Source organism: Streptomyces milbemycinicus (genome assembly GCF_002154605.1).
Taxonomy (GTDB): domain Bacteria; phylum Actinomycetota; class Actinomycetes; order Streptomycetales; family Streptomycetaceae; genus Streptomyces; species Streptomyces milbemycinicus.
The window spans coordinates 1-6519 of record NZ_MUNE01000114.1; the positions used below are offsets into that span (position 1 = coordinate 1).

Consider the following 6519-nt stretch of genomic DNA (forward strand, 5'->3'; position numbering starts at 1 on the left):
GGTGGAGGTCCCCATCGTGCTTGCCTCGGAGGCGGTGGAGGTCCCCATCGTGCTGGCCTCGGAGGCGGTGGAGGTCCCCATCGTGCTGGCCTCGGAGACGGCGGAGATCCCCATCGCGCTCGCCCCGGAGACGGCCGCCGCGTCGCAGTCCCCGGACGAAGCGGCGGCAGAGCGGTTGTTGGAGGCTCTGCACGGGCGGGACCGGCGGTTCCGGAGCGGTCCGTTCGACGTGGACGTGCTGGCCCGTCATGTGCTGCGTCTGCCGAAGGGCGTGCCGGTGGACCAGACGGTGCGTGCGGAATTGTTCGGGCTGGTGCGGGATGCCGAGGCGGATGGTCGTGCGGGGAGTCTGGCGGAGCTGGGGGCGTTCCGTCTGGAGAGGCTGGGGGTGACCGGGTCGGCCAAGAGCGGCCACTTCACGCTGTGGGGGCGCCGGGTTCCGGGTCTGAACTGGCTGGGGCTGGACGCCTTGGAGCTGGACACGGACTGGAGCGAGGTCCTGACGCCGCAGTCTGACGGTTCCCTGGCCCCCACCGGCCGCCCCATGCGGGAGACGCCGTGGCCGAAGGGGAAGTGGCCGTACGTCGTCGGGGCCGACTGGCGCGAGGACAAGAAGAAGGTGGTGGTGCGGCTGCCGGACGGTTCGACGCTGGACGTGGACATCGAGGAGTTCGTGGAGCTGGTGGCGGCGGATGTGGCGCGGGCGGGTCTGCCGCCGGGCACCCCGATCGTGGTGGCCGTTCCCTTCCTGGGCCGTCACAGTGCGCTGTTGCAGAGGCTTGCGGACCGTACGGGTCTGGTGGTGTGGCCGCACAGCGGTGAGGCGAAGGTCACCCCGCGGGGCGACGGGACGGGCGGTATCGACACGGTTGCCGGGCGGCTGGGGGTTCCCACGGGCGACTGGTTCCCGCTCCGGCCGGGCCAGGGGCCGGTTCTCGATGGCAGCGAGCCCGACTGGTACCCCGACGTGGTGATGTTGCCGACGGTCAGCGAGGCGAGCGGAGAGCGGATCGGCGTCGCCTCGTTCGACCCCGCCGAGTACGCGGAGGACTTCGAGAAGCCGGGCCGCCACAGCGACCAGATGACGACGTACTTCGACTACCACTTCGTCCTGGGCGATCTGGGGCCGGAGTTGGAGCTGCCGCGTCCGGGTCCGGAGGGCAGTCCGTTCCCGGAGGCCGACGCGTACCGCATCACCCTGCATGGCGTGCCGGGCTACATGGTGCTGACGGTGTGGAGCGGGAGCGGCGTGGTCGAGCGCTTCATCGACGAGGGTGAGGCGGTGGCGTGGGTGACGTGGCTGATGTCCCGGCTGCCCAAGGACCGCTGGCTGGACATCTCCTGCTGCTGGATCGGGTCCCCCAAGGACAGCAACAGGCCGGGTCACGCCCCGAGGGGCTACTTCGCTCCCGAGGTGTTCGTGGCCGATCCGTTGCGGGTGGTGTCTGTGGGGCAGCGCATCGTGAACGGGGCGCGGTGCTGGGCGCGTGTCTCCTACGGCCCGCAGGGGTTTGGGAAGGAGAACGGCAAGTACGTGCGGGCCCTGTTCGCCGATCCCCAGGGGCGGACTCGGGAGTGGGATCTGCTGCGGCTGGAGCCGGAGGACGCGGAGTTGGAGCGGCTGGCGCGGGTGGCCGAGTTGCACTCGGGGCCTAGTGCGGTGCCGGCGGAGGTGCTGGAGCGGACGCTGATTGCGTTGCGGGCGCTGAAGTCGATGTTCGGGGTCCATGCGCAGGACCGTGCCGACTTCGGGGAGCTGCTGCGGGGGGTGGCGGCGGTTGATTCGATGTGGCTGGCCGACGACGACTTCAAGCAGGCGGGTCCGCTGATGCTGGATCTGCTGCGGCAGGTGATCGTGGCACATGCCGGGCCCGGGGTCATGGTGGATCAGGACGTCGTTCGCCGGGTGCTGGCCGCGGCGGCGACGGCGGGGAAGGCGGGGGTGCCGTTCCGGGACTTCGTGGACCTGCCGGTGGTGCGGCTGGCCGCGGGGTGGCTGAACGGGGGTGGTGCGCAGTCCGAGGCCGTCGACGCCCTGAAGCCGTCTGGCCCGGATCAGCAGTTGGGCGAGGTGGAGCGGTCGCGGATGTTCTGGGCGTGGGTGAAGACCATGGACCTGCTGAGCGCACCCGGCATGGACATGGATAAAGTGGACAAGCTGGCCGTGCGGGTGCTCCACCTGGACCCGGACCACGACGTTGAGCCGCACCATCGCGAGCGCCTGCGGGTCAGGCTCACCCAGGCGTTCGCGGTGGGGCGGGGCGCGTCCGACCCGGACGTGGCGGCCGCATACGCCCTGGAGGAGGAGTACGGGGCGTTCACGGGCACCGGCTTGGACACGGTCCAGGACGGGGCCCGGGGGAGCGGTCTTGACTTCACGGGGCAGCCGCGGTCAGGGACGGTGAACCTGGCGCAGATCCTTGCGCCCGGCGGTCTGAAGAACGCGCCGTGGCGGCACCAGGGCCCGAACCAGCAGGCGACCGAGCCGGCCCCCTACCTGGTGCGGATCGAACTGGACGAGCTGGATCCGGACAGCATCCTGCTGGTCATCGGCGACGCTGTGCTCCAGATGCCGGTCCGTGAGTTCCTGGAGCTGATGGCGAACGACCTCACCCTGACCGGCAAGGAAGAGGGCACCCTCATCGTCTTGTCGCACGCCTGGCCGGCTCCCGGCATCGGCGAGGTGGCCAGGCGGCTGGCGCAGCGTCTGGGCCGTGAAGTGGGTTGGACCGACACCCCGACGGACCTGTCCGGCAAGGATGATCAGAACCGGTCGGTGCTCACCGTGCTCGCCGCCTCCGACGCCGTCTGGCGGAAGGCGGAGGTGGAGGCCCCGCAGCCGCCTGTCCCCAACGCCCCGCGCCCCATCCCACGGCCGTACCCGCGCTCCGGGCCCCCCGGGCCTGCTGCCCCCACGGCGGCTCCGCCCACCACGGCCACGACGACCAGACCGACGGCTCTGGGCTCGGCAGCTCCGTCAGGGCTCGCTGCCGCCTCCTCCGCCACACCGCCGGGTGAGAAGCCGGAGGACCCCGCGTCGTTCCTGGACGACGGGGTGCCTTCCGAGCCCGAGGAGTCCGAGGAGTCCGCGTTGTCCGGGGCACCCCCCGCGTCGCCCTGGGACATGGCGCGTATCCGCTACGCCGAGGAGGCCCTCGACTACGAGGAGCGGCTGGTCACGTACCTGGCGGCCGACGAGCGGATCAACGCGGAGTTCGCGCGGGTGGTGGAGGCGTTCTGGGCCCTTGTCCTGCACAACGGGATGGACTACCGGAAGTTCGGCAGCGAACTGCCGTCGGAGAACGGCGCGGTGGGGACGTCCTTCGAAAGCCTCCAGAGAGTCGTGGAATCGGGGAATCTGCGCGAGAGGGCGGACTTCCTCTTCGCCGGGGCGGCCAACGGGCTCCTTCCCGACCTCACGGGGGGCCGGGTGCGCAGGCATCCCGTGGTCATGGGGGAGCGCGACGACCGGCGGAAGACCGAGGCGTACACGCGCTACAAGCAGAGGACAGAGGAACTCCGCGCGCTGGGCATTGACGATGCGGTCATAGCGGAAGAGGTGGAGGACCTGATGGCGGTGGTGCGAACGCCGCTACGGCCGGAGGACGTCCGGCCCCCGCTGAGCCAGGACGAACGGCTGATCGCGGTCAGGGCCAGTGACGGGAAACTGCTCTGGATGCCCGCCGGGCTGTCCGAGGAACTGCCGATGTCCGCCGGACTCCAGCAGCGTTCCCAGGAGAGCGGCGGTCTGGTGCTGACCGGCACCTCGGGTAGCACCCACTTCATCCTGACGCTCGTCGCCCGGCTGTCGAACCTCGCGAACTTCCCCGTGGACCTCGGCCTGATCAGGGCCGGGCTGGTCAGCACCATGGCGTACGTGGGCGACCATAGCTTCCACGAGGTGATGGCGGGTGCCCAGCTAGTCCTGGACGAGGTCGCCCACCCGGGGGTCCCGGACTACGTGGACGGCCGGTACCGGTATCGGAACGTCTACCCGCTGACCGAGGAGGAACTGCGGGCCCACGTCGCGCGCGACGGGCTCTTCCCCGACGAGCACGCCATGGCGCTGTTCGCCGAACTGGACGACGGGGCCGAGGAGGGATCGGAGAGCGATGACGGCGATGACAGCTCAGACCGGTGAAGGGACGCTCACGCGGGCGTCAGAACAGCACGACAGTAAGCGAGGACACGATGAGTGAGTCCAACGGCGAAGCCACTACCCCAGCCACCAGCGGCGAAGCCCCAGCCACCAGCGGTGAAACCCCTGCCACGGTTGACCCCGCACCGCCCGAGGAGTTCGTCCAGGCGGCCAAGGCGGCGCCGAACCACTGGCTCTACCTGACCGACCCCACCTGGCGCGGGGAGGCCCCGCCGCCCGAGTTCGCGGTGGTCGGCCAGTGGCGCTCCGACGACAACGGCGAGATCGTCGAGTGGCAGGCCAACGAGGACTACGTGCCATCGCCGGGGGCGCGGGGGTGGCCCGAGCCCACCGACGACGTGGACCGTGCCGTCCAGCTCGCCACCACCGGCTACGGCCCGGCGGACGACGTCACCGCCGCCCTGGCCAAGGCCGAACTGGCGATGCTGGTCACGGCGGACGGCCGGCCGGTGAGCGCGTCGGCAGCCGATGGCACGGCAGTGGTCCCGATCTACACCTCGGCGCGCCACCTCCACAAGACCGGCCCGCTGGGGTTCGAGCGGGTGCGGATCGCCGACGTCCTCGACCGGATCCCCGAGGGCCACAACGTGTGCGTCAACAGCTCCGCCGCGGTGAGCATGGTGCTGATCACGGACAAGCTGGTGCAGGCGCTGGCGGCCGTGGAGAGCGCCCCGGCGGAGGAGGCGGACGGGAGCGAACGGGCCGAAGCGGATCAGGCCGAGGCGGGCCAGGCCGATGCCCGGGAAGAACGAGGAGGACAGGCGTGAGCCGTTCCGGGGGCGCCAGAGCCCGCTGGTTCAGCAGGCGGGGCGCCCGAGCCCGTACCGGGCCCGCCGCCGACCCCGCGCCGTCCGCGCCCGTCACCACGCTGGACAGATCGGAGCGCCCCGGGGGCGGCGGCCGCGGGCGGGGCGGGGCGCTGCTCGTCGAGGAGTACGGCGGCGTCATGCTGCTCCGCTCCCCCGCGGACGACACGCTGTCCACCTCCGATGTCGCCGACCTGGCCCGGGCCCTGTCCGTCGACCCGGAGCACACCGTGACGGTGGTCGCCGGGGCCGACGCGTCGTCGGCCGGTGAGCTGTGGCCGCGGCTCGGCAGGGTGCTCGACTCGCTCCGCTCGGACGGGGTCGGAGTGGTCCGGCTCGTCCTGGCGGCAGCGGGCGACGACCGGCCGGACGAGCCCGCCGTGGCCCGCCGGATCGCCGACGCCTGGGAGATCGAGGTGATCGCCCCCGACGGCGTCGCCGTCGTGGTGCCCGGCGGCAGTCTGTTCGTACCGGAGCGGCGCTCGGGCCGGGGCGTCGCGCGCGGCGGTGGCGAGCGCGGCGGATGGTGGCGCTTCGCGCCGGGGGTGGAACCGGTGCGGATCGGCTCGCGCCAGCCGGCCCCCGCGTGGCAGCCCGCGGTCGAGTACCTGCCGGTCGGCACCTCCGGCGGATACGCCGTCGAGCAGATCCCGGCGGGCGTGCTGGTCCGGTCCCGGGACGCGATCCCGCCCCGCCCCGACGACCTCTGCTACGCCGTACCGGCCGACCCGCGCGGCCCCACCGTGCTGCTGGGCGCGCCACACGACGAGGACATTCCGGCGGGCGACCTCACCGAACTCCTCACCGCCCTCCCCGAGGCCGTCAGGCCCCGCGTCCGGCTCGCCCCCGGCGGCCCCCGGGACATCCTGCGCACCAGCCAGTCGGTCGCCGACTCGCTCGGCGTCGAACTCCTCGTCCGGACCGGCATGCCGCTGATGTCCTACGGCATTCCGACCGAGCCCGGCACGGTGCGGTCCGTGCTCGTCGGCGCCGATGGCGCGCCTCGCTGGCAGCCGTTCGTGGACACCGTGGTGTGCGCCCCGGCACGCGAGGGCGAGACCGCCCCGAGCCCCCGCCTGTCGCGCTGGAGCCCGCCCGTTCCGGGCCGCGGCAGCGCGGAACACGGCGCCATACGCCTCTCCGAGCAGTGGCGGGTCACGGTCACCCGGGCGGGCCTGTGGATCACCGACACCGAGAGCGAGCCGCCACCGGCCACCGCCCGCGCGGTGGACCCCGAAGGGCCGGCGATCGAACTGGGCCATCCCGGGCGGCCGATCGACGCGACGCTGTACCCCGTGCTCGGCAAACTGCTCGGCGGACTCGGCGCGGACGTGTGCGGCCGGGCCAGGCTGTTCGTGCTCGGTACATGCGCGGACGGCGGCCGCGAACTGCGCCGCATAGCCGCGGAACACGGCCTGCGGACGCTCCGCTTCGGGGCCGGCCTCGCGCCCGCCAGGCCCGAGGTGCGGCGCCCGGCCCCGGCCGAGTCCGCCGAGGCGCCGACGGAGCCCGGCCCGGCGCCGGTCGCGTCCGCCCCGGCCGCGGAGGCGGAGC

The 6519-nt window shown here is 72.7% G+C and carries 2 protein-coding genes and 1 pseudogene; all 3 read left to right on the top strand.

Going from position 1 to position 6519, the window contains the following annotated elements; all coding sequences use genetic code 11:
* Positions 1-16: 16 nt before the first annotated feature.
* Positions 17-4141: a lonely Cys domain-containing protein gene (locus tag CCN51_RS10050; protein WP_158104656.1), complete on the top strand. Its 4125-nt coding sequence runs from the start codon at positions 17-19 to the stop codon at positions 4139-4141.
* Positions 4142-4191: 50 nt separating this feature from the next.
* Complete coding sequence (locus CCN51_RS10055) at positions 4192-4926, top strand: type VII secretion system-associated protein (protein WP_014173164.1); 735 nt, start codon at positions 4192-4194, stop codon at positions 4924-4926.
* A pseudogene (locus CCN51_RS10060) lies at positions 4923-6519 on the top strand (hypothetical protein); the annotation flags it as partial. The gene CCN51_RS10055 and the pseudogene CCN51_RS10060, both read left to right, overlap by 4 nt.

Bases quoted from the DNA above. Each gene is read 5' to 3' on its own strand.
- CCN51_RS10055 (WP_014173164.1), top strand. From the start codon at position 4,192: ATGAGTGAGTCCAACGGCGAAGCCACTACCCCAGCCACCAGCGGCGAA.